Below are 266 nucleotides of genomic sequence, written 5' to 3' on the forward strand. Positions count from 1 at the left end.
TGCGGCCCTCGCCAAATGGCGCAAGTTTTCCGCAACAATCGATCTTCCACATGAAGCTTTCATCACACAATCGTCCGGCCATGCTTTTCAACTGGTCAACCGGTTAAAAGCACAGCCGGGCCAGTATTTGGTGATCGGCTTCGGGGGCGATGGGACGATGCGTGAAATTGCATCAGCAGCGGCCGGAACAAGCGATTTGTTCATCGCAGCGGTGCCAGCAGGATCCGGCAATGATTTCGCGCGGACATTCAGCTGTTTTTCGAATG

Annotated in this window: 1 protein-coding gene; it reads left to right on the plus strand. The window is 54.1% G+C overall.

Features of this window, described 5'->3' with window-relative positions:
* The coding region (locus R0J87_RS21065; protein WP_498888711.1) for an acylglycerol kinase family protein at window positions 1–266 on the plus strand (266 nt) is incomplete at both ends.

The sequence above is a fragment of the Halomonas sp. SIMBA_159 genome (assembly GCF_046536035.1).
In the GTDB taxonomy this organism is placed as follows: Bacteria; Pseudomonadota; Gammaproteobacteria; order Pseudomonadales; family Halomonadaceae; genus Vreelandella; species Vreelandella venusta_A.